The sequence below is a fragment of the Rhizobium sp. R711 genome, assembly GCF_002211365.1.
GTDB lineage: Bacteria > Pseudomonadota > Alphaproteobacteria > Rhizobiales > Rhizobiaceae > Rhizobium.
On sequence record NZ_LOKZ01000007.1, the window covers coordinates 1 to 23,013 of the forward strand.

Here is a 23,013-nt window from a genome sequence, read left to right on the forward strand (position 1 = left end):
CTCTCTCGGTGCCGATCGTCCGCCTCGCAGACTCCAGGACACCATCCTCGATGACATTTACCGCTCTTTTGATCATGGCACTGGGTTAGCGGTTTTCACCGGCCGAGTCCATTGGCTGCTCCTCACCGATCTGGTCGATCGAGTTGACTCTAGGTCAGAACCTCAGGTTGGCTGCGGCCTAACGACATCGTGTGAGCCGGCACCGAAACGTCACTAAGAATAGCCGGCGAGGCGGGCGAAAAATCTTAGACCTTCGAAGAAGGGTGTCCATTTGCTGACATCCTACGAAAGCAGGCAAGGCTATCGGGATCCTTGTGCCCATGGAAGAGCAACCCGCGGAGGAAAGGCTAGCCGACAATCTGTGGCGTTATTGGAAAGGTTGGGGCTGTAGAAGGGATCCTCGGCGATTTTTGTACCCCATCGTTCCAAGATAGTTGCCTTGTCGAGTTCCAGTCTAGCTCGCCGGGTGCCGACATCGTCCCGGCCGCGCGAAGCGGATTCTAGATGATATAGATGCGCGTACGGAGTATATATAACCCTGAACCCGTTGCTGCGCACGCGCAAGCAGAAATCTACGTCGTTATATGCAACGGGGAAGCGTTGCTCATCCAATCCCCCGAGACGCTGATAAACGTCGCGCCGAGTGATGAGGCACGCTGCTGTAACACATGTAACATCCTGCGCTAGCGTTACCCGGCCATGATAGCCCGCTTGTCCGGCAGGCAGGCCCTTATGAATGTGGGAGGCCACACCGCCGATTCCGAGCACGACACCCGCATGCTGCACCGTATCGTTGCCATAGTGTAATAGCGCTCCGACTGCACCTACGTCCGCGCGCACTGCATGGCTTGCCATCTCGCGAAGCCAGGTAGGCTCCTTGACCGCGAGATCGTTATTGATGAGACCGAACAATGCGCCAGTCGAGGCTGCCGCGCCCAAATTGTTGAGCCGTGAGAAGTTGAATGGACCGTCATCGCGCAGCACTCTCACGCGAGGATCTCCTACGAGGCTCTCGAGGTAGGCAAGGGTTTCGGCTTCACTACTACCATTGTCAACAATGAGGATTTCAAGATCGGGCCAGTCGGTCCGATGACGAAGACCCTCGATGCAATTTGAGAGCAATTGTGGACGGTCGCGCGTTGGCACGCAAAGCGATATGCGGGGCGCTGGGTTCGGGGTCGGCCAGACGACACGGCGCCAACCGCCTTCGGTGCTGCAGTTGCTACGGATTTCAAGACCGTACTTACGCGCAAGGGGCGAGGCTTGAACAGCGTCGGCAAAAGTAATGGGCTCCGATCGAGGTGCATCGGCCCTTCGATGATAGAGCACCAACGGAAGATGCTGGATCGAAGCCTCAGCCTGCGCGGCAAGCCACAACCAGATAGCATATACTGCGTCCGTCAACGAGGATGTATCCGCGTCCTGCAAACGGGCGGAAAGAATGGTCTCACGGTTTAGGGCGCAGGATCTCAGGGTATAGGCTTGCGCCAGCACTTGGTCAGGGCTCCAGGCACCTTTAAACCACGGATCGGAGCGTTGGCCAATCGAATCGATTCGGTCCTCGTCGGAGTAAATTGCCTTGGTGTCAGGCCTTTCCGAAAATCCGAGCACGAAAGCCGTCAGTGCCGCCGGCGATAACTGATCACCGGCGGCAATTGGCACGATATACATGCCCGAGGCGGCATCCAGCAATTCCTCAAAGGCTACCCTGTCGGCGCGCCTAGTTGAAAAGACTTGGTATCGTATTCCGCCTTTTTTCGCCTGGAATTGGGCAGGTGGATTAACGACGAGCGCTTCCCACCGATCATACGTTTGTTCCCCGATGGAACGTAGGCTCAACTCAATTTGCTCGGGGCTTGCGTTGTTCCCGTCGATCAACACTGACATCAGTGGGTACTCGACAAGTTTCTGCTGCAGCTCAATAAGGCGGCGGCGCTCGGGGCGGCCAATTGTCGCGTAGCGGCTTACCCAGTTAGCGTATGTCAACTTTCCACTGGTCGCCGCCCGGACCGGAATGTCGGCGCTCCCGCGAAGTCGCGCGCGCAGAGCCGTCAAAAGGCGCCGCGGCAGACTTAGCATGCCGTTAATCTCCATCATACCTTTTGCCCTGACCGTTTCCCTGTGCCGATGCGGCGCGCATCCGCAGCAATTCGGTCGAGGATTCGGCCAACGGCATCGCCCTCGATCACATGTCGCATACGAAACTCTTCCAGACGGGACTGCAGGTCGGTTGATGCAACACTTACCCCGTCGATGAAATTCAACCAGGTGCAAGCGTCGGTCAGAATTGGCAACGGTTCGTAGATTGGCAAAGCGATACCATAGCCAGCAACGGCTACAGGACAAATCGCACGGGCGGCATCAAGGGCTACCGTAGAAGGCGTTGTAATCACTGCGTCCACAGAGCCGATAATCGCGCTAGCCGTGTATGGCTCCCAGGGCGGCACTGTAGGGTCGGCCAATACGATGTTGGCAGGCGCGTGCGCAAGCAGATGGCTATTTTTGACCAGGTACCTGCCGGCGTGGTGCGGCTTCAACAAAAATGTCGTCGCTGGACGCGCTGCAGCGACGTCGAGTAGATCTCTTATGAATGCCTCGCGATAGGTGTCGGTAAATCGCTCCCAATGCAGGTTCTCAAACACGGCCACGATTGGGCCGATCTTTGGATGAAGGGGCAGCTCCACCGTCGAAGGTTGTGGCGCCTTCGGCGTTCCGACCGCAAAACAGCGTGCCAGTGTTGTCGGGCTTGCCTCTGAAGGCAGGTTCTCGACCGGTCCCCAGGTCAGGATAGTTGAGGAGGCCATCTCGATCGGACCGTCGTGATCAGGATAGGGTTCGAAATAGGTGAGCCCCACATTCTCCAGCCCGTGCTGCAGTGTGTAAGTCGGAATGGCGCGATTGTTGGCCCGGCGCACCACTGCGTGCGGCACGCGATGAGCAGGATGATTGGTTTCACATGCCGTGATTACCGCGCTTATTCTGCTAAGATCGGGCTCAGAGCCGTCGATAGCGTCTTTCTTTGTAATGACTAGTGGGACCAGTGAGCGTGCTAGTAATTCGCGCGAGACGCGTGGAGAAATTTTGTCGAGCCAGTCTGTAATTACGACAGTCAATGCGAAGCGGCTATCTGTCTGCATCCGCTCCACAATTGGCAAGATCACATCGAGATCCTGGATCAGGTCCATCAACACTAGGACCTTAATACGCGGTGTTCCTTTTAGACTGGTTTCAGCAGCTTTCAGCAGGGCGCGTTTGACAGCTCCGGTCCATTGCCGGGCATTCGTCTCGCCGTCAGTCGGTGGTGCTACTTCACAGTTAGCAGTGGCAGCGGGCAAGGTTGCGACCCTATGCTGCAATGTTTCTGCTGTCGGGCGTTCGACTTTAGGGGGTAGCCGGGATGGTTCCGCTAGGGTTAACCGAAGTCGTGCAGCGAGACGTCTTACCAAGGCGCGAGGTACGCGTGTCAGCCACCAGGAAAGCGGAATCGAGCGTGCCATATTGAGCGTTCGCCATGGGGCTGCGAGAGGACTTCGCAGCGACAACCAGCGCCGTGACAGAGATGAAACGCGGCCACGAACGCGGGCACCCCATAGATCGCCGCGGAAGGCGTTTACAAGCCGGGCTGTGTCGATGATCTCCTCCGGTGGATCACCGAGAACCAGCACTTGCACGTCAGCAGGCAAAAAGCCTGCGAGTTCTTGAGACGTAGCGTGTGATCTCGTAGTTGCGATGGTTGCAAGTGCCATGCAATTGCGAGCGATCACTGAAAGTGCTGCCAGCCGGCTCTGACTACCGTGTCGTACGGTCTCGGGAAGGTCGACGTCGACAACAAGGGCTAAGCCGAGCTCGACCGCTGAGTCGCAGCAATCTAGATCGTCGGCGCATGTCGGATCGAATATGACGAGTGCATCATAGCGCTTCAACCGTGTTCTCGGTGGTGGAACAAAATGAAAGTCTACCTTAAAGCCATCTCCCCGCCAGGCTGAAGCGGCCCAAAGTATCCGACGTAATGCAAGCACACTTGCCTTGGGGATATCACGCGCCAAGACAGCAATCCGCATTTGCCGAGACGGAGCTTTCGCCGACGTTTCTGTGAACCCGACACTTTCGTTACTTTCGGCCACATGGATACTCCCGGTGGTGGCGGCCCCGCTTACCATTGATTTTGCGCCTGCTAACTCGTTAAGTCGAAGACCGCTTCGTGCCACGTTCGCCGAGCTTGCGAGCGGGAACGCCGGCGAAGATGGTCCGCTCAGGCACGTCCTGCGTGACAACAGACCCGGCCCCGATAACCGCCCCAGTCCCTATAGTCACACCGTCGAGAATTCGAGCTCCAGCACCGATCCAAACATCATCGCCGATCGTGACGCCGAGTTTGGTTAACCCCTGATTTGTAATTGGGGTGTCGGGGTCGTCGAAAACATGGTTTGCCGGAATTATGACGGTATGCGTGGCTATACGCACATAGTTTCCAATTCGAAGACCACCATGACCATATAATACGCAGAACGGATTGACGCTGCAGAACTCGCCGATCTCAATATGACCTCCGTAGGCGAGTAGCATTGCGAAGGAGGCGATTGTGGTCTTACGTCCTATTGCGATCCTGCCGCCACCCGCATCAATGACAGCGCGCTCATCGATGAGAGCAGTTGGATCAATGATCTGGTTTTGCGACATGCCGTCCTGCTATAGCTTCTCAATGTAGCATTTAGTGTGGTTAGTGCCGTCTGGTCCGAACCGTAAGTGCAGGAGAGTTTCCGGTTTATCCTCTAAGAATTTGTCGATGGCATTTTTGGCCATCGGAAAATCGTGAGAATGATAGTCGTCAAAGAAAATAATGCCGCCAGAGTTCATCTTAGGGTAGAAATATTCTAGGCACTCAATATGCGGTGCGTAGAGGTCGCAGTCGATGTTGACGAAATCGTAACGGGTTTCCTGAAGCCTCGGCAGAGTGTCGACAAAAAAACCTCGGATCAACTTAGCATCGCGCGCAAAACCGGCAGATTTGACGAGTTCACTAACAGCCTCGAAGGACGTATCGTCAAAAAGCACTTTTTTTCGGTATGGTGCGTTTTCAGGTGCCACCTCGAGGTCCTCTTCGACCAGCGCTGGCAGGCCTGCGAAGCTATCGAGTCCAATGAACTTGACTGGTACGCGCAGATCCCGCGCGACCCGAAGACATGCCACTAGCGAATGCCCACGGTAGATACCGCATTCCGCAGCTTGCATTGGTCTCCGAACGCCAATGGATCGAGCCAGGGTTGGCAGGATGCCAAAACGTGAGCGATTGTCCCAGGCCAACGCCGCCTTCTCGAATACCTGAAGCAGAGGGACTTTCTCAGCATAGTACAGGTCATAGGGGCGATTGTGAGGAAGTTCTTGCCGAACACTGTATACCAGAGGTCGCTTTTGTTTTGGCTCCGCAGCTGTTGTCGTTGTCATGAAATTGCTACCTCCGCAGCTGGGTCATTGTGTGATGTGCTGGGCGTAGTCAGCTTTACGCTAAGATCAACTAGCCCCGCGTTCGTTCCTTTGCTAACTACATCGAAGCGAGCGATGTTGTGGTGGGTGCCGAGGGTCAGCGTTACGTCGCCCACCCGCTCCGCCACGCGGGCGCTGATAAAATACGCTCCAGCAAGCAGGATATTCTTGAACTCGAGTTCCAGCGAAGTTCGTTCGCCGGACGACATTGTTTTGAGTTCGGTCGTGTCACGCTCGCTGTCGTAGCTGCAAATCGTTATCCCTTCCTGGTTGCGTATGCCGAAGCTAACAACAGGATCTGAAACAGCAGCCTCCGCAACCAGATCGCAGGTCAAGATACCGCGTTTACCGTCGCCGCCGACTACCTCGTTGAACCGAACATTTTCAAGCCGGAGCTTCGGCGCGATAAGGTCGGAGCCGCCGTTGGGCAGCGGCTTCTTCCCGGCTGCGAGGTTTTCGCGGATGTCCTTATAGACATTGAGACCCTCCAGCGGCGGCCCATCAAACACCTTCCGTCCTTTCTCGATAACAATCGTGCGCGTGCAGAAGTTAGCGACCAGGTTAGGGCTGTGGCTCACGAGGAGGAATGTCTGGCCGTTGCGCTGCATCTGCTGGATGCGTTCGTAACACCTAACACGGAAGTTGGCGTCACCGACGGCTAACGTCTCGTCGATAATGATGACGTCGGCGTTTACGTGAATAGCACAGGCAAAGCCGAGGCGTGCCATCATGCCCGATGAATACGTCCTGAGTGGCATGTCGAAATAATCATCTAGCTCAGCAAAGGCTGCTATGGCACCCATGCGTGCGGTAGTCTCCGCGCTGCTGAGGCCCATCAGGCTGCAAAACAGCTCGGCATTCTGGCGACCAGTGAATTGTGGATTGAAGCCGGCTCCAACGGCGAGCAGAACGGCGATGGTACCGTAGCGGGTGATGGTACTACCGGGTGATGGCTCGATAACGTTGCCGAGAATACCAAGGAGCGTCGTCTTGCCGGCACCGTTGCGGCCCATAATGCCAAGCGTTTCACCCCGCCGAACCTCAATCTCAATGTTTTCCAACACGACATGGTGCGGTTTATCAGGTGTCCAGCCAAACACTGCTTCGAAAAAGCGTTCGCGCGGCGACAGCGACATTGAGTATGATTTGGAGACACCGCGGGCCTCCAGAAGCAGATCAGACGACATCAACAATCGGTCCCTTCAGCCTCGAATATAGCCAAAATCCTGCCCCGAGAAGTGCCAGGGAAGAAATGAGGGTCACAGCATAAGACAACGGCGATGGCGCCAACCCGAAAACGAAGGAATTGCGTACTGCCTCGACCAGGACAGTCAGCGGATTAGCCCACAGATAACTAGCGAAGCGTTCGGGTACAGTACTCAGAGGGTAGGTAAGCGGAGACGTGTAGAACAACACTCGCAAGAGAATACGCCAGAGTTCGTCGAGATCTTTGAAAAACGGACCGAGCAACGACAGAAACAGTGAAATCGAGACGGAGGCGATCATCACCAAAAGGAGTGCCTGCGGAATCGCAATCAGTGACTTCAACGAAAGAAGACCGGCGATCAAAGCCATCGCAGCTAGCACCAAGAAATTCACCGCAGAGCTGACTGCAACTCGCATCAACGTCGCAAGCCAAAGCACCCAAATGGGCACTGCTGCCCTTCTTACATATTCCCTCTTTTGTCGGAAAGTCGACAGTGAGGCCATGATCACGTCAGTAAGGAGCAGATACGTTGCCAGACCAGCAAATAGCGGCACGAGATAGGGGACCTCTGCTCCCGTTACCGGATTCAGCCACTTGAGACGCAGAAAGTATGCGAAAACAAGCCAATATATACCCGCGAAGCTCACGGGCGTGATGATAAGCCAAAAAGGGCCGCCGATGGAATTGCCATAACGGGCCGCAATATCGCGAAATGCGAGATCCCACGCCAATCGGGCGTTGCGCGCTATCCCGCCAAATGTTTGTCTCATTGCTCAGACGACCTTGCGAGCGCAGCTGTACGGATACCCTCGAAGCAGCCGATTTCGAATTCGGTGAGATCACACAGCGGGATGCGCCGATCCAGCTCAATGATGCGGGAGTCCGGCATTGCCTGCGCCAAATTGCGTGTGGTTGCAGACTGAGTAACGCCAAACTGGCGTCCCTTCCGATCTAGCAAAAAAGCCGCCCAAGGCAGCCACCTGTTCAATGGCTCGAGTTCGTCGTCCGGAAGATTGTCAACGCCGGGCAGCTCAACTTCACCCAATGCATGCGCAGCTGCATGAGCGCTCGAGTCGGCTGACGCCCCGCTGGTGTGATCCGCAGAACTACCGCTAAAAGAACTCGAAATCTTCTTCAAGACATCCATTTCCGTTTTCCTTCAAACGCTCTGTATCTCATGAGACCCCGTTACTCAAGTCAGGATCAGGCTAGTGCCGCGGTTCAGTTGGGTATCGATATCGGTGACTTTTGTTCTGGCTTCGGACGTTGGCACCGGGCGCAAGCTTGCAACACGCTCGTTCAGGAAGTCATGCGAATAGACCCGTTCGAACCGGACACCGCAGGATTCAATATTTTGCCCTCGTCTGCAGAAGAGTGGGAAGCAGGGTATCTTCCAGCTGCGACCAAAGTTCGACTCAATAGAGCGCTGACATCCGAGCAAAGGATCATGTCTTGGCTAATATAGGGCGAAGCAAGGAGAACGAATCCCACACCACACGCCCTATTTGTCCAAAACGAAAGTCAATCTGGCTTCAGGACAGTGGCTTGATTTTCGGACGCAGAATGACTTTTAGAGACAACCTCGGCGCGCTCAGGGGAAAGTCCGGCGAGCTTAAGAACATGCGACAACTGAGTCGCCATATGACCTAACCCATGTTGCTGTATCAGGCGTTCGCGCGCAGCTGCAAGCGTTCGCTCAGCCAGTGCACGGTTAGCGAGCACCTGCGGCAGCGCCTCAGCCCACTTCGTATCGCAAACCCGCACCGCCGCGCCGTTCTGGCTGCAATCGTGATAAATGGGATGGTCCGAGACGATAGTCGGGACGCCCGCAGCTGTATATTCGACCCATTTTGTATCGGTCTTGGCCTCGTTGAACCGGCCAGGCCTGAGCGGTGCAAGTCCCCAATCCCAGCGCATCGCAGCAAGCTGGCTCAGAAAGCCATCGTAATCGCTGACCGCCGGCACGTGCTCAACGCGTGGGCCAAACCCTCCCAGCTCTGGTGGCGGTCGCAACGAGCCGAACACGGTGAAATGCACATCGGGGTTGGCTGTAAGGCCAGCGATGATTCCGGGTAAAGCAAGCTGGAGATCGGCAGCATGACTTGAGGAAGCCATATAACCAAAGCGAGGTTGGCTCGGAGCGACCAAGCGGTTATAAGGGATTGGATCACTTGCGCTGGCAATTTCTCCGGCGAACACGCTGCCAGCGAGCTGAGTGTGCTCGCGCAGTTGGTGGGCGAGCCGCGCCGTTGAAAGGTAAACTGCGTCTGCGCCTTTGAGCAGCGCTCGAATTGCCTGCTGGCGTGCCGGTGCACCATATTTTTTGACCTTATCGATGCCTGCCTCCGGCGGAACCTCAAACAGGTTATCGTCGATATGATAGACGAGTGGTGTGTTCTTGCTAGCGGACATTTGCAAAAGTGTCTCGGCAAGTATCCCGCCATAGCGGCTGACAAATACCATATGTGGCGCGGCCTGCTGCCAGGCGTCAACGAAAAGCTGTTGTGCCGAACGGCCCGATGTGACGGCCAGACGCTCGTCTTCTTCCGTCAAGATTAGCATCCGCATTTCGCCAGCTGCTATTGCCGCATGGGCAGGACGAAGAAGGTTGATCTGAAGGGTTGCCCCAGCAGCATCCGCGATTACCAGAAGCCGAAGTTTTGCCTTTTCGGGATCCGCTGGTCCAAGCAAACGTCCAACCGGTGCGGAGGATCGTTGGCGCAACTTGGCCATCGAGATCAGCCGAGTATACGAAGCCTCTATCCAACGCGCCATGACTAGGTGCCCTTACCGCTCAGGTTATCAGTAGCTGCGCGCCATAGCCCTGGTGCGCCAATCGAAGAGCTTGTGCCGGGCGGCCAACGATTGCAAAAGATCTGATAGCGCAGACTAGAAGCCATGTAGTTCCTTTGCTCGTAGTTGCGAGAAACAACCGTCTGATGAGTGGCTCGGCAGCAGCTGGGCAAGGCGACAACCGCTGGACGAGGGGCGCAATTCTCAATTGTGTCCCACCTTAGGGTCACGCCACAACACCCAACCGAAGTCTTTGTTGTTTGGCGAGGTGCTCAAGAAAAAATGTGAGAATAGTCCTCGCTCGATCGCAATTCGGGCTAGCTGACGGAAACCGGTCGGAGTGTAATAGTGCGCGTGGATAGAGTAATTTCGCGCAGCCAAATCTGCAGGGGTATTATAAGGTGCAGTGTAGTGGCACCACTTTTCGTATTTTTCAGGCGTCAGCCCCCAGATGCCTGATTCATACTCCGAGAGCCAATCGGCTGGCGTACTTGCGGGTTGGCGGAGGTCGAAGCAGTAGCGCAGATCGGGTACGACACCCACAACCACACCCGTTGGCTTAAGTTTGTCAGACCAATTTTCTAGTACCCCAAGCGGATTCATAAGGTGTTCGAAAACATGATTCGAAAATATGAAGTCAAGGCTGCCTGTCGCACAACATTCGATTCGTTGAGCATCGCCTATAATGTAGCGAGACCACAGTTCCTGCTTTTCAGGGGTAACCTGGATATGCTTTCCATAATTGCGCAGCCATTCATCGATGGGCAGCGCTTCTAGGTAGCGCACATCGACATTGCGACTCGGTTTCACGAAAGGATTGCTGCCAGGGCCGACTTCAACGCCCGCCCCCTGCAGATAACTTAGTGCGGCGGCGCGTGGGTCGAATACTGGACCTGACTTCAACTCGACAGGCCTGTTGCTTGAATTCGTGATCTCGAGATCATAGCCGTCGACATAACCGACCCAGCTTGGCCACGTGAGCAAGATTGAGCCGTTCGGATCTACCGTTGCTACGGACGCCGACCGGCGGTTATCGGAGGAACGAACTACGATCTCTAGAGGCGAGGGAATGCGTTTGCTCGCCACGAGGCTCCAGCCCAGGTCGCGCGGGAACGTCTCCATTACAACGAACTCATCAGCGCGCTTCAACTTCAACCGCGCGCCCGGCTGCAATATTATGCCGCAGTACCATTGTGGTTTATCATAACGGAATGGCTCAACCCCTCCGTCGAGAACCTCCACACAGCGGTCATTACGTTTGATGATATCGAACAAATTCACAAGAGATACTCAACTTCTAGAGTGGGCGTGCCCGTTAGCAAAAAGTCCATATTGTCTGAACCATCCCATGCCAAGTACTGCGCCATCTTGTCCCCTCAGATAAGAGGCTGGTTGCGCCGCAGACAATCCCACAGATCACCTGCTTGTAGGCAATACTCGAATGAACTCATTTGAGTGGAACAAATACTGTATAAACTCAAGCACTTCAACAAGCAGTGAGAATAGTCGTGTTTGTGCAATACCCACTCGAAGCTGAGGCATTGGATAGCCGGCTGGTATCCAATGCCTCAAGCCAAGAATCGCGCTCATCGCCTGATTCGACGCTTCAACGAGCCCAAAGCCCCAAGAATGCCACTGCTCGCAGCGTGCGCGACGGAAGCAGCCGGCCCTTTCTCCTTAGCCAGCTTCGCCTCATAGGCCTTCACCGCAGCCGACCGCTCGCGAGCAGCCTCGTACACTGCCTTATGTTTCACAAAACCCGCCGCCGTATCGAGTGCCTCGTAGCGCTTCACCTGCTCCGGCGTTATCTGCCGTACCGGTCCGGTTCCAGCATCCTTAATTTCTTGGATTATCGACGGACGTACGTAGCCAAGGTTAACCTCATCCTCGATCTGGCTCAGCGTCATTGAGCCATTCTCCAGCATAATTCGAACCTCCTCCAAGAAGAGGTAACCGGTTGGATTATTTGCATAAACCCAAGGTTGCGTGTTCATGTCAGTCCAATGGATCAGTCCGGTTTTATTGGCGTCGTAATACTCAAGGCTGTTCCATTCGAACGGGACGCCGTAGTTAATTTCCGACTCATCCAGAATGCACAAGTCGTAGAGCAGATCCTGGTAGGTGTATTGCCCATCAAGCCCAGCGATGATCTTGACCGGATCCCAATCTGAAAGGGCCTCGCAATTGAGCAGCATCACCGAGCATTGCTTAACTCGCTTCTTCAGCGCGCCCGGCTTGGATTGCTTCTGCGCCTGATCGGGCAATTCCTCTTGGATAATTATCTTCGCGGAATTGAACGGCAGATTCCATAGCTCACGAAAGTCACGGAACACCAGCATGTCGGCATCTAGGTAAATGGCTCGACCCTTATATCCCATTAATTGCGGAATCGCGAACCGAGTGAATGAGAAACCTGTACGCTTTCCTTGCCGTATGTCTTTGGGGTCGGGCAGCACCACATCGTGCATCGACCTCAACTTAATATTCATGCTGGTGTGGCGCCTGATTGAATGCTCTAGAACAGGAACAGCGAGAAGCTGTGATCGGTCCGAACCTACAAATATATAGGCTGTATCGCTGTCATTCTCGTTCGTCATGCCTGTCTCCAATTCGATCTAAATAACGCCTCGCACGGGGGTGGATCTAGCTTCTAAGCAGCTTTGGTGCGGTAAGCAAGATGTTCCCTCTGTCGCTCAGTGGTTGCGGATTCGGAGTAGCTGCCGTGAATTTGCAGTTTCCGGGCCGACCTTGTTCATAGATTGGAGAACTACATTGCAGTAGCAGCCAATTCTCCCTGTTGTCGCATTCAGCTGTATAGCAATCGTGGATTGAGGCAACGATGTGCGGCCCAAGCCATTACGCTCGTCGATATCTGAATATTGCATCCCCGAAAATTTCGCGGAGCTCGAAACGCAAAGTAGCCGCGTGAAGGTTAACGTGACAGCATCTCAAAACCACTCGACTGGGGCTTGAGGGTGCAAAATGCTGTTGTGTACGTGCGTGGTCTGTGGTTAGTGGCCAACGATTTTAACCACATAAAGAGTCTCTATGACAGATCTCCGCCGTCCCCGTGTTGCCTGGGTCAGTCCGCAGCTTAGCTATGTGGTGGCTAGCACGCGCTATCGCTGTTATTACCCAGCACTCGCCCTGCAGGAATTTGAGATAGAGAGTGTATTCTACCAGGCGTCAAACGAAGTAATCCCGCATCTACAGGAACTCGATGCGATTATCTTTGTTAAGCATCTGGACCGCGAAAGCCTTAAGCTGGCAGGTCTGGCTAAAGACCGGGGCGTGAAAGTATTTGTCGATCTATGCGACAACGTCGTCGTAGCGAACTATCCCATCGTACCGGATTTGCAGCCGGCACTCCGTCTTGCCGGCATAGGTGCTTTTGCGGACGCAATCGTGGTTCCCAGCCCAGCGCTTGCTGAGGCGTTGAAGCCTCTATTGAGACCCGGCGTGCGCTTTGTAGTGATTGCCGATCAGGTTGAGACCAAAGAGAGCTACGCAGCGGCCGGTCTGCTTCAGGAGCAGGTCGCGCCGTCTGCAGAGAAGCCCATTAGCATCACGCAGCGTGCTTTGCGGTTCATTCTTTTTCTGGCACGCGATCCTGGAGACGCGATGGCGCTGCTCAAGCGCAAGATCTTATTGGCATACCGGCTCGTCTGTATGCGCCTTGTTACTTTGAGCCATCCACGGGCGTCTCAAAAAAAATCTGATTCTCATAATGTTAACTGTGATAGACCGGCCACTGCCGGTGTAAAGTCGGTTTTGTGGTTCGGAAATTACGGAGCGCCACATAGTGATTTCGGGATGTTAGCTCTGATGCTTGCTGGCCCGGCTCTTGAGGCGGTGTGCAACGATATTCCCCTTGAGTTAACGGTCATTTCAAACAACAGAACACTCTTCGATAATGCGATTGCCCAAATCCGCGTTCCGATGCGCTACCTCGATTGGTCTGCTGACGCTGTATTCGAAGGGCTTAAAGGAGCCGACGTGTGCCTGCTTCCGTTCGGTATAGATGCTTTCTCGGTAACGAAGTCTGCGAACCGGGCTGTCCTTGCGCTTCAGTACGGCGTACCTGTTGTGACAACTCGTCTTCCTTCGATGGAGCCTTTAGAGGGAGCGGTGGCATTTGACGACTGGGAGGCGGGCCTGCGCCGCTTCCTTGGCCCGCACGGGGCCATCGAACGAGCAACTGCGATCGCAGCTGCTCGTTCGATCTTGGCAGAGACTTATTCCCCCAAGGAAATTGGCAAGGCGTGGGCCGCCCTCATTAACGATGCCTCGCCTCGATCTCGCCCAGGCTATGTCGAAACGCCGTCCGCTGGAGAAATCGCCGTCTTACTTGATGACCCTGAGAGCTTTCAGCTCCTATTTCCCGTGATCGACGAGTTGCGTCACCGGCACGATTTGCTTCTTCGTGTCCTAGTGACACCTCGTGCGCTGGCTGCTTCGACGCGCTCCCTGATCGACCGGCGGATAGTCCCGTATGCGCTCGAGGCAGAAACAATTCTTGCCGGGGACGATCGTATCCTGCGTACTGTAGATTGTCTCCTGACGGCAGGCGATTACAGACGAGATCCGGAAGGCTTGGCGGGCAATGTGACCAGGATTTCAATAGCTCGAGGCGTGAGGACATTCGCTCTGGAACCCTCGTTGAATTCCAGCGGCGTCATCGCTAGCTCGTTACCTTTTGCGAGCGATACGCCGCTTAGTGCGGATACTGTGGGGCGCTTCGTTGAGTCACTGTTCGATGGCGTCACGCTCAAACCAAGTGTGTTGGCCGGGTGACAACGTCTTGGACGTACAGGAGATTGCTAGTGCGACACAATGTCAACAAACTAGAACAAACTTTATAAAACTTACGGGTGCGTGATGAAGTTCGAGATTTTGCCGCTGGCCGGTTTGGTCAAGATCACCCCAACAAGATTGGGCGATCATCGCGGATATTTTTCGGAGGTGTTCAAGCAGGGCTGGTTCCGCGAAAATGTTGCTGACATAGCCTTTGTCCAGGAAAACGAGTCCCTTTCTGCGACTGTCGGAACGGTACGTGGCCTGCATTTCCAGCTCGATCCGTTTGCGCAGGGCAAGCTGGTACGCTGCATCGCCGGCAAGATTTTTGACGTCGCGGTCGATATCCGCGTCGGTTCGCCGACTTACGGCAAGTGGTATGGCACCGAGCTTTCCATGGAGAACGGCGAGCAGCTGTGGATCCCGACGGGTTTTGCCCATGGCTTCGCCACGCTCGTGCCGAATTGCATTATCTCCTACAAGGTGACGGCACCCTATAGCGCCGCGAGCGACCGCGGCCTGTTGTGGAACGACCCGGCAATTGGCATCGAGTGGCCGATGCTAATCGACAATGGGGTTCTATCGGACAAAGATAAGATGCAACCCAAGCTGGCGGACCTGCCGCCTTCTTTCAAATACTGACGTCGTCCATAGTGTTGATGACCGGAGACATCCCATGCGTATTCTCGTAACAGGTGGAGCGGGCTTTATTGGGTCGGCGCTTGTCAGGCATCTGGTGAAGAATGTCGGCGCTGAAGTGCTTAACGTCGACAAGCTTACCTATGCCGGCAATCTTGCTTCGCTCAAGGAGATCGAGGGCGCCACGAACTACCGCTTCCTGAAGGCCGATATCTGTGACCTTCCGAAAATTTCGGAGGCCATCAGCGACTTCCAGCCGGACCGGATCATGCATTTAGCGGCCGAAAGCCATGTCGATCGCTCGATTAGCGGTGCCGGTGACTTCGTGCAGACTAATGTCGTTGGCACGTTCTCGCTGCTGGAAGCCGCGCGCCACTACTGGAACGATCTGCCCGCAGCCCGTAAGGGGACGTTTCGCTTCCTGCACGTGTCGACCGATGAGGTTTATGGGTCGCTTGGCGACGACGGTTTGTTTGAGGAGGTTACGGCTTACGACCCGTCCTCGCCCTATTCGGCTTCGAAAGCGGCGAGCGACCATCTGGCGATCGCGTGGTACCGTACGTACGGCTTGCCTGTGATCGTGTCGAACTGCTCGAACAATTACGGGCCTTACCATTTCCCCGAGAAACTGATCCCCCTGATCATCCTCAACGCCATGGATGGCAAGCCGCTTCCGGTCTACGGCCAAGGTGTCAACATCCGCGACTGGCTCTATGTCGAAGACCACGCGCGGGCCCTCGACGTGATCGCGTCGCGAGGCCGTCTCGGTGAAAAATACAACGTCGGCGGTCGCAACGAGCGCCGCAATATCGACGTTGTGCGCCGCATCTGCGCGCTAATGGACGAGCTGCGTCCGCAGGCAAAGCCGTATACGGATCTGATCACTTACGTCTCCGATCGGCCCGGCCACGACGCGCGCTATGCCATCGATGCCACTAAGCTTGAGACGGAGCTCGGCTGGAAGGCACAGGAAAATTTTGACAGCGGCATCGAGCGGACGGTGCGCTGGTACCTGGAGAACGGATGGTGGTGGCAACCGCTGCGTCAGGGCGTCTATTCTGGAGAGCGTCTGGGCGTTCTAAAGAAGGGCTGAACAATGCGCATTGCCGTAACGGGAAAGCAGGGCCAGGTCGTATCTGCCCTTCTTGAGCGGGGCTCGGCCGCCGGTGTCGATATCGTCGCTGTCGGCCGTCCGGAATTGGATCTGATCGACCGGGCGTCGATCCGCGCGGCCCTTTCTGAGATCAAACCTGATGCGATCGTTTCCGCGGCCGCCTACACGGCGGTCGACAAGGCCGAAAGCGAAGAGGCACTGGCTTTTGTCATCAACGCTGAAGGACCGACTGCGATCGCCGAGGTAGCGAAGGAACTCGGTGTCCCGGTCGTACACCTGTCGACCGACTATGTATTTCCTGGAGACAAGCAGGGTGTTTATGTCGAGACGGACGCGACCGGTCCGGTCTCGGCCTATGGCCGCTCGAAGCTGGCGGGCGAGGTAGGCGTCGCTGCGGCCAATTCAAACCATGCCATTTTGCGTACTGCATGGGTCTATTCACCCTTTGGGGCCAACTTCGTAAAGACCATGCTGAGATTGGCAGAAACCCGCGATACGCTGAATGTGGTCGCCGATCAGCACGGCACGCCGACCAGCGCGCTTGATATCGCCGACGCGGTGATTGCCATAGCAAAGCGCCTTTCGGTCGATCCAGACCTGAAACTGCGGGGCGTCTTCCACCTGACCGGCAGCGGCGAGGCGACCTGGGCGGATTTCGCCGAGGCGATCTTTGCGGGTCTGGAGGCCAAGAGCGGTAAGGTTGTGTCTGTCGGCCGCATCGCCACGGCAGACTATCCGACACCGGCAAAACGCCCAGCCAACTCGAGGCTTTCGAACGACAAATTGAAACAGGCCTATGGAATCGTCCTGCCCGACTGGAAGAAATCCACAAAGGTCGTACTGGACCGTCTGCTCTGAAGATCGGCGCTTTCGAGCTCCCCACACATGGAAGGAAAAGCATGAAGGGTATTATTCTCGCTGGCGGTTCCGGCACGCGCCTTTATCCGATCACCCAGGCCGTCTCCAAGCAGCTCATGCCGGTCTACGACAAGCCGATGATCTATTATCCGTTGACCACGCTGATGCTGGCGGGGATCAAGGAGATCCTGATCATCACCACACCGCACGACAACGAGGCCTTCAAGCGACTGCTCGGCGACGGTAGCCAGTGGGGCATTTCCATCGAATATGCGGTGCAGCCGAGCCCGGACGGTCTGGCGCAGGCCTTCATAATCGGAGCCGATTTCGTCGGATCAAGCCCGTCGGCACTGATCCTCGGCGACAACATCTATTACGGCCACGGCCTGCCGCAGCTTCTGCATTCCGGCGCTTCCACGGCCAAGGGCGCGCGGGTCTTCGCCTATCACGTCAGCGATCCGGAGCGTTACGGTGTCGTGGAGTTCGACCACAGCATGACGGCTCTTTCGATCGAGGAGAAGCCGTCCAAGCCGAGGAGCAATTGGGCGGTCACCGGCCTCTATTTCTACGACGAGCAGGTCGTTGACATTGCCGCCAACCTGAAACCGTCGCCGCGCGGCGAGTTGGAGATCACCGACGTCAACCGTGTCTACCTCGAGCGCGGCCAATTGACGGTCGAGCTCATGGGTCGCGGTTACGCCTGGCTCGATACCGGCACGCCGGACAGCCTGCTGGAGGCTGCCGACTTCGTTGGAACGCTGGAAAAGCGCCAGGGCTTCAAGATCGCCTGCCCAGAAGAGGTCGCCTACCGCATGGGTCATATCAAGGAGGACCAGCTGCAGAAGCTCGCCGCCGAGCTCGGCAAAAGCGCCTATGGGCAGTATTTGATGAAGCTCGCAAAGACCAAGCACGATTCGGAATTCTGAAACACACCAGCCGCCGCTACTTTAAATTAGGAAGCGGTGAGCGGCCGGTGATCAGCGCGGCCGGCCGATGGCGCTGCAGATATTGCGATAGACGTCCTGCACCTGCTTCATGACGCGCGCCTCGGTAAAACCCTCGACAACGCGTTGCCGAGCTGTGGCACCGGCCACGACAATGCTTGCTTTGTCGAGCGCGAGAGCGCAAATCCGCTCCGCCAGTGCCGCTGCGTCGTCTACTGGAACCAACCATCCTTCACGGCCATCGCGGACAAAGTCGCGGCAGCCGGGTACGTTTGTCGTCAGAATCGGTCGGCCGCAAGCCGCGGCCTCCAGAATGGAGCGGGGCAGGCCTTCTCCGCCGCGCGTCGGCATGCAACAAAGATCATGCTCCGCCCACACCTGACGCACGTCGCTGGTCGATCCTCGCCATTCGATGCCCGAGAGGTCCGACCACTCGCGTAACGTCTGGACCGATAGGGATCGCGGATTCGAAGGGTCGGGTAGACCAAAGAGCGAGAGGCTGACATCGTGCCCCCGCTCGCGTGCCATCGACACAGCTTTCACGGCAACATCGGCGCCCTTCGACCAGACCATACGACCGACCATTGCCAACCTGAGGCCGTCGCCCCATGGCGATGGAAGCGGGCTATAATAGTCCGGATCCACGCCAGCGCCGCCCAGCACGGTCACGCCGGGATCTGCGGCGTCCAGTCCGAACGTATGCGGGTCGCTGACGTTCTCGAACAAAAAATGATTGTAGCCGCGACTGCGGATGACCCGGAACAGGCTGGTGAGAGCGACGCGCCCGACGGCGGCCTTGGCGCTTCGATCCGCAGCGATCAGTCCTCCGCCTGTGATTGCAAGGACCTTGCCCTTCACACCCGCCAGCGTGGCGGCAAGGCCGCCAGTCACCACGCAGCGCAGAGCGATGCAATGGATAAGGTCGATCTTCTCGCGCCGCAGTGTCTGCGCGATCTGCGCGATCGACGATCCGATCGACAGGAATCCAAGGTGCCCTCTTTCGATGTCGAGCGGCACGACCCGCCCGCCTAGATTTTCGATCACGTGCGCATGCTTGCCGACGCGCGTAACTACGACCACGTCGAGATCGAGTTCCTTCGCCGCACGCAGCATCGGCAGAAAGTGCGACACGAAGAACCAGTCTTCCGTTACTATGAATGCAATCCGCACTCGCGCTTGGGCCAGTTTCATCATCATCGCCCGATGCTTCGCCGCAACATCCGCACCGTGCTCTTCGGCAGTTTCGCATAGATGGCGTGCGCACATTTAAGAAGCGCAGGGTAACGCCGCCAGAGATCCGCCAAGGGCAGTGCGAACGGATTGTCCCTCGCCAAGGTTTCTCCGATCAGCTCGTTCAATTCCCGTCGCGACAGTTGTGCGCCCCCTCGGCTGAGGATTGGCTCGACATTCTCCATGCTGGCGGCGATCAATCCCTCTCGTTCAACGATGAGCGCAAACAGGCGCTCGAAGGCGTGGGCAGCTGTTCCGTCGAGTTGGCCACTCTCGCGAACGAACAGATCGTCAAAATCGATCTCGACGAGTTTCCTCAATGCGACGCGGCGGAACCAAAACATTGATCCCGCTGGAAACCGGCCATCCGTTAGCGGGAGGGCACTCTCGGCATCTCCGCTTTTCTGCCAAGCATAGGGATGATCTATCTCTTCGTTCTCACGAAATTGCGGGCGAATAACTGCATCGCGCTTTTCAGTGGGTTGCTCTATCCGCCGCAAGGTCTTCACTATGACCTCCTCGTTAATTGAGGTACGACCACCGAGCGGCAGGAGGTGTGCCCGCGGCGCGATCAGACCGATAGAGGGTTCCAACTCCAGCAACTTATGACCCGATAAGCGTCCGCTGCTTTCAACCTGTAGCAGCGAACCGATCAGGAACCGTCGCCAGCCATCGCCGTCTCCGCGATGCGGCGATCGTTTAGTATGCAATTTCAGACCGACATCGAACGACGGCAGAGGTTGCTTTAATGCCTTGAAAAACGGCAGAATATCGCGGCCCCGATTTTCAACCTCTAGTTCGGTCGCAAACCGCAGATAGGAACTCGTGGGGCGAGCAACTGGACGGGAGCCGACCGGGCGGGTAATCACCAGGTTAAATGGTTGTTGGATGACACCATCGAGGTCAACGAGAATGTCCTTCCAAATGTCAGGGTAATAGACGTGTGCGAAGATGGTGAAATCGGACTGGCGGATGTCGTTCATTTAGTGGGTTCCGCGCTGTAAAATACTAAAGGGCCTCCGCGCGTCCCATCGTCCATGGCGATTGAGACGGAAAATTTTATCCAACGATGCATTCCGATAAGGGTATTGTTTCTGAACTTCTTCAATATCCAAATTTGAAAAAACTTTCCTCACTACATGCTGGTCTGCAGTGCGCTCAAGGAACGCAAGCACCCCTAGCGTCGGTTGCCCAGTGCCATGGATTACACCTATCGCCGCTACGAACCCATTCGCCAATTGGCTCTTCACGCCCAGTCCATGGCATCATAATTTCCTATAAGGTTCCTCGGCTTCGCATGCAACGCGATTCAGCGCTTCATAGTCGAGCCCTCCTGAAGGTAGCGGGCTCGGGGAACTTTCCTGCTTCCTTCGCTGCGCGAATAGCCGCAGCCCGAGCATCGGAAGCGACCCCCTGGCCATCCCTTGAGTGTCCTGGTCAGTCTTTAGCGGAGGGACAGCCGCGACCGGAATGACAGAAGCGCACCCACTTGAAGAAGTCTTTCACGCAATTGTAACTCGGTTACCCTTCGTAATCGGATAACGGTTGTGGATTCCTATCCGCTCAGGAGCGGGTTAAACGTTCACAGAGAAAGTCCCTCCTTGCATACCGTTTCGACGAGAGTTTGGAGAGCCTTCGCGTGCTCGACCAACCAGCCGAGTTCCTCGTTGCTGATGGTGTATTTCGACGAATATCGCGCTTCCACATAGGCCCGCGAAAGCAACTCGAAGCAGCGTCGTGCAAACCGGCTGTCGCGCGGCCATGCGGCAATCAGTCGATTGTCGATCCCCTCGGCCTGAGAGCGAAGAACCTTCAGACGATGAGATTTGGGACTGTAGAGGGTCAGCGTGAGCAGGGCACAGTGATAAAGCCGTTCTGTTGCTTGATGCAGATTAAAGACGGCTTCTCTGAGACTCCCCCGCTCGAACAGGAATATGGCAGACGCATTGAAGGCATCCGCGCTTGTGAACCATTCCTCAAAGTATCTGGCTGCTTCGGACCGCTTTTCCTCTGCCGTCAGCGGCTTCGGCTGCGCCAGCGGATGGCCGGGCGTCTCATAGAGGGTAATGCCATCTCTGGCGATGTCGACGAAGAAGGGCCGGCCGCGTGAAAGCTGCTCGTTGACATCGGCCAGCGTATGGATGATCGGCACGACCGGCGTGTCGATGCGGTGGGCGATCTGCTCCGTCAACAGCCGCTCCTCGAGGCCGTCCCAGAGCTCCTGCTCCTCGGCAAAGGACTTGCTGTTGACGACGATCAACAAATCGTAATCGGAGCGATAGCCGCTCAAATGATCTTCTACCCAGTCGCCGCGGGCATAGGATCCATAGAGCAGCACCATCAGGATCTTGCCGGCATTGCGCCTGGCCGACAGCTTGCTGGCCTGGAAGCGTTCGACCTCGGCAAACAGGATCTGAAGGATGCGCGCCAGTTCGCGCCGCTTTCGGTCCGGCAGATGGTCGATATAGTCGGTCAGGGTCAAAGCCGCATCAAAGCCTTCGGTCAGAATCGCATCCATCCTAGCGGTTCCATGGTGATTGCGCATCTAAACGTTATACGGGAATGGCGTCAGAAATACAATCAAGGAAGTTCGGCGTCACGCGGCCGACCTCCTCTTTGGCTTGCCTCAAGCGGCTTTGCAATTCTGGCTGTCTGTGACCAAACAGCGGCGAAGCGTCGACTGCGGACAGTTCGGCTCAATTACAGGCTTGGTTGTCTGAGGGTTCGTCGCGGCCCCTTACAGCGCATCGCTGTTTAGCGCTTGCTCGTAGGCCAGAGTAGGGCCATTCTCAAGGTCGAACCTGGCAAACGCCAAGATGACAGGTCCTGCAACGCTCCGCAGCGACCGCAAAAGCGCCTGCGAGCTCGACTTGAACGCATTTGCCATGGTGCTTTTCTTGACTTGCCCACGCGGCAAGGAGGATGTGAATGTCTACCTGCCATGTCGAGCACCTATTGCAACCGGGTGACCAGGCCCCGAATTTTGTGCTGGACGCGATCTCGCGCCAAGGGAAGATCGCACTCAATGACTTTCGCGGTCGCAGCCCGCTGTTGGTCGGCCTTTATCGGGGTCTGCACTGTCCGTTCTGCCGTCGCCACATTGCGGCAATGGCCCAACTCAGGCCCGCCCTGCGGGAGAAGGGCATAGAATCCCTGGTAGTTGTAAGCACCCCGGTCGAACGGGCGCGGCTCTACTTCCGTTACCAACCGATACCCCATCTTCTTGCGGCATCCGACCCGGAACGCGCTTCGCATCGCGCCTTCGGCCTGCCCATCCTCGAGTTCACGTCCAATGAGACCGACTGGCCACACAAGGTTGGAATGGACGTGGTCATGGCAATGCGGGTCGATCGACCGGGAGAGTTGCCCGAACCGATGGCCCCGCCCTTAGCAGGTGATCTTCTCAACAAGAAGGACCAGTACGAGATCACAGAAGCCGATCGGCAGGTGAGCCTTACCGGACAAATGCAGCTTATCGGTCACTTTTTGCTCGACCGCCAAGGTGTTGTGCGCTGGACCTTCACGGAGGTCGAAGATGACGGGCGAAATGTGTGCCGGGCGCTCAACCCGGAAGAACTGCTGTTGGTCGCGTCCCAAGCCGCCGACAAAAAGTGAAGTAGCGGAGTCGCATTGATTTCGCGCGAGAGGTCCGCTGGCGTTACGCAAAAACGAGAATCGTTTGAGCATCATCACATGCCCGATGTCAGCGCCTGCACCGGAGGTATCATGCGGGACCGCTCGAATAGGCCGGAGCGATTACAGCGCTGGTAGGGATGACTGTTCCGCTAACGTTGAGGACGCTTGCCCCTAAAGGGCGCTACCCCTCTGAGAAATGTGCCAACGACGCGGTCGCACAACTTAATCAGCGCCACTACGGGGTTGTACTGTCTGCCCTGAGAAGATCATCGGCAGTGTCGAATGTGGGTCGATCCTCGCGATGATGTCTCCTG

At 56.3% G+C, this 23,013-nt stretch carries 20 protein-coding genes; 6 read left to right on the top strand and 14 right to left on the bottom strand.

Features of this window, described 5'->3' with window-relative positions:
- Positions 1-300 precede the first annotated feature (300 nt).
- From ATY80_RS10540 to ATY80_RS10585, 10 genes are all read right to left on the bottom strand, one after another.
- The gene (locus tag ATY80_RS10540; protein ID WP_088692385.1) at positions 301-2,097 is read right to left on the bottom strand and encodes a glycosyltransferase family 2 protein; all 1,797 of its coding nucleotides are present in this window, start codon (positions 2,095-2,097) and stop codon (positions 301-303) included.
- Positions 2,094-3,335, bottom strand: a complete 1,242-nt coding sequence (locus tag ATY80_RS10545; RefSeq protein ID WP_088692496.1) for a hypothetical protein — start codon at positions 3,333-3,335, stop codon at positions 2,094-2,096. The genes ATY80_RS10540 and ATY80_RS10545 overlap by 4 nt, the downstream gene beginning before the upstream one ends.
- Before the next feature lie 847 nt (positions 3,336-4,182).
- Complete coding sequence (locus tag ATY80_RS10550) at positions 4,183-4,680, bottom strand: acyltransferase (protein ID WP_088692386.1); 498 nt, start codon at positions 4,678-4,680, stop codon at positions 4,183-4,185.
- A 9-nt stretch (positions 4,681-4,689) separates the two neighbouring features.
- Positions 4,690-5,445: a TylF/MycF/NovP-related O-methyltransferase gene (locus tag ATY80_RS10555; protein WP_245306801.1), complete on the bottom strand. Its 756-nt coding sequence runs from the start codon at positions 5,443-5,445 to the stop codon at positions 4,690-4,692.
- Positions 5,442-6,671, bottom strand: coding sequence for an ABC transporter ATP-binding protein (locus tag ATY80_RS10560; RefSeq protein ID WP_088692387.1), 1,230 nt, complete (start codon positions 6,669-6,671; stop codon positions 5,442-5,444). Before ATY80_RS10560 ends, ATY80_RS10555 begins: the two co-directional genes overlap by 4 nt.
- Positions 6,661-7,461, bottom strand: a complete 801-nt coding sequence (locus tag ATY80_RS10565; RefSeq protein ID WP_088692388.1) for an ABC transporter permease — start codon at positions 7,459-7,461, stop codon at positions 6,661-6,663. The genes ATY80_RS10560 and ATY80_RS10565 overlap by 11 nt, the downstream gene beginning before the upstream one ends.
- Complete coding sequence (locus ATY80_RS10570; protein ID WP_245306802.1) at positions 7,458-7,838, bottom strand: hypothetical protein; 381 nt, start codon at positions 7,836-7,838, stop codon at positions 7,458-7,460. Before ATY80_RS10570 ends, ATY80_RS10565 begins: the two co-directional genes overlap by 4 nt.
- A gap of 374 nt (positions 7,839-8,212) precedes the next feature.
- Entirely contained in the window at positions 8,213-9,253 is a 1,041-nt protein-coding gene (locus ATY80_RS10575) for a glycosyltransferase (RefSeq protein WP_245306817.1), read from the bottom strand.
- A 435-nt stretch (positions 9,254-9,688) separates the two neighbouring features.
- Positions 9,689-10,765 carry a methyltransferase domain-containing protein gene (locus ATY80_RS10580; RefSeq protein ID WP_088692390.1) on the bottom strand — a complete coding sequence of 359 codons (1,077 nt, stop codon included), beginning with the start codon at positions 10,763-10,765 and terminating at the stop codon, positions 9,689-9,691.
- Between the two features lie 305 nt (positions 10,766-11,070).
- Entirely contained in the window at positions 11,071-12,081 is a 1,011-nt protein-coding gene (locus ATY80_RS10585) for a glycosyltransferase (RefSeq protein WP_088692391.1), read from the bottom strand.
- Positions 12,082-12,532: 451 nt separating this feature from the next.
- Here ATY80_RS10585 and ATY80_RS10590 point away from each other — a divergent pair, with 451 nt between their 5' ends.
- The 5 genes from ATY80_RS10590 to rfbA all read left to right on the top strand — a co-directional run bounded on the left by ATY80_RS10590 (position 12,533) and on the right by rfbA (position 17,815).
- Complete coding sequence (locus ATY80_RS10590; RefSeq protein WP_245306803.1) at positions 12,533-14,278, top strand: hypothetical protein; 1,746 nt, start codon at positions 12,533-12,535, stop codon at positions 14,276-14,278.
- A gap of 84 nt (positions 14,279-14,362) precedes the next feature.
- Complete coding sequence (rfbC, locus tag ATY80_RS10595; RefSeq protein ID WP_088692392.1) at positions 14,363-14,920, top strand: dTDP-4-dehydrorhamnose 3,5-epimerase; 558 nt, start codon at positions 14,363-14,365, stop codon at positions 14,918-14,920.
- Between the two features lie 34 nt (positions 14,921-14,954).
- A complete protein-coding gene (gene rfbB / locus ATY80_RS10600) occupies positions 14,955-16,010 on the top strand; it encodes a dTDP-glucose 4,6-dehydratase (protein ID WP_088692393.1) in 1,056 nt (351 codons plus the stop codon).
- Positions 16,011-16,013: 3 nt separating this feature from the next.
- Positions 16,014-16,889, top strand: a complete 876-nt coding sequence (gene rfbD, locus ATY80_RS10605; protein WP_088692394.1) for a dTDP-4-dehydrorhamnose reductase — start codon at positions 16,014-16,016, stop codon at positions 16,887-16,889.
- 41 nt (positions 16,890-16,930) lie between these two features.
- Positions 16,931-17,815, top strand: coding sequence for a glucose-1-phosphate thymidylyltransferase RfbA (gene rfbA / locus ATY80_RS10610; protein WP_088692395.1), 885 nt, complete (start codon positions 16,931-16,933; stop codon positions 17,813-17,815).
- Between the two features lie 51 nt (positions 17,816-17,866).
- Here the strand turns inward: rfbA and ATY80_RS10615 are convergent, their stop codons facing one another.
- The 4 genes from ATY80_RS10615 to ATY80_RS28900 all read right to left on the bottom strand — a co-directional run bounded on the left by ATY80_RS10615 (position 17,867) and on the right by ATY80_RS28900 (position 21,950).
- Complete coding sequence (locus ATY80_RS10615) at positions 17,867-19,024, bottom strand: glycosyltransferase family 4 protein (protein ID WP_348626631.1); 1,158 nt, start codon at positions 19,022-19,024, stop codon at positions 17,867-17,869.
- A 2-nt stretch (positions 19,025-19,026) separates the two neighbouring features.
- On the bottom strand, positions 19,027-20,046 hold the full coding sequence (locus tag ATY80_RS10620) for a rhamnan synthesis F family protein (protein ID WP_088692396.1): 1,020 nt from the start codon (positions 20,044-20,046) through the stop codon (positions 19,027-19,029).
- Positions 20,047-20,645: 599 nt separating this feature from the next.
- On the bottom strand, positions 20,646-21,581 hold the full coding sequence (locus ATY80_RS10625) for a HEPN domain-containing protein (RefSeq protein WP_088692397.1): 936 nt from the start codon (positions 21,579-21,581) through the stop codon (positions 20,646-20,648).
- A 219-nt stretch (positions 21,582-21,800) separates the two neighbouring features.
- Positions 21,801-21,950 carry a hypothetical protein gene (locus ATY80_RS28900; protein WP_189637126.1) on the bottom strand — a complete coding sequence of 50 codons (150 nt, stop codon included), beginning with the start codon at positions 21,948-21,950 and terminating at the stop codon, positions 21,801-21,803.
- Positions 21,951-21,991: 41 nt separating this feature from the next.
- Here ATY80_RS28900 and ATY80_RS10630 point away from each other — a divergent pair, with 41 nt between their 5' ends.
- On the top strand, positions 21,992-22,678 hold the full coding sequence (locus ATY80_RS10630) for a peroxiredoxin-like family protein (RefSeq protein WP_088692398.1): 687 nt from the start codon (positions 21,992-21,994) through the stop codon (positions 22,676-22,678).
- The last annotated feature ends 335 nt before the right edge of the window (positions 22,679-23,013 follow it).